Annotated in this window: 1 protein-coding gene; it reads right to left on the reverse strand. The window is 60.2% G+C overall.

What is annotated here, in order from left to right; genetic code table 11:
- Window positions 1–598: carbohydrate ABC transporter permease (locus ACQZ5N_RS26395; protein WP_448734573.1), on the reverse strand; the 598-nt coding region annotated here is incomplete at both ends.

A 598-nucleotide genomic window follows, 5' to 3' on the forward strand; every position in this document is an offset into this window, starting at 1 on the left:
GCCACGCACGAGTTGTTTCTGCGAGAACCAGCCGATGACGAGAATGGGGGCGATCGCCATCATCGAGGCGGCCGAGAGTTTTGCCCAGAACAGCCCCTGTGGGCTTGAGAAGGACGCGATGAAGGCCGTCAGCGGGGCTGCATTGGTGGTCGTCAGCCGGATGGTCCAGAAGGCTTCGTTCCAGGCGAGGATGACGTTCAAAAGCAGCGTCGATGCAATGCCCGGCACCGCCATCGGTGTCAGCACATGGACGATCTCGTTCCACAAGGATGCACCATCCATGCGGGCGGCTTCGAGGATCTCGCCGGGGATTTCCCGAAAGTAAGTGTAGAGCATCCAGATGACGATCGGCAGGTTGATGAAGGTGAGCATGATGGTGAGCCCAATGCGGGTATCGAGCAGGCCGGCATTGCGGAAGATCAGATAGATCGGCACCAGCACGGCGACGGCCGGCATCATCTTGGTGGAGAGCATCCACATCAAAATGTCCTTGGTGCGCTTGGTCGGCGAGAACGCCATGGCCCAGGCGGCGGGAATGGCGATGATCAGCGCGATGATCGTCGAGCCGAGCGACAGCACCACCGAGTTCATGAACGGC

The sequence above is a fragment of the Agrobacterium sp. 22-221-1 genome, assembly GCF_053522445.1.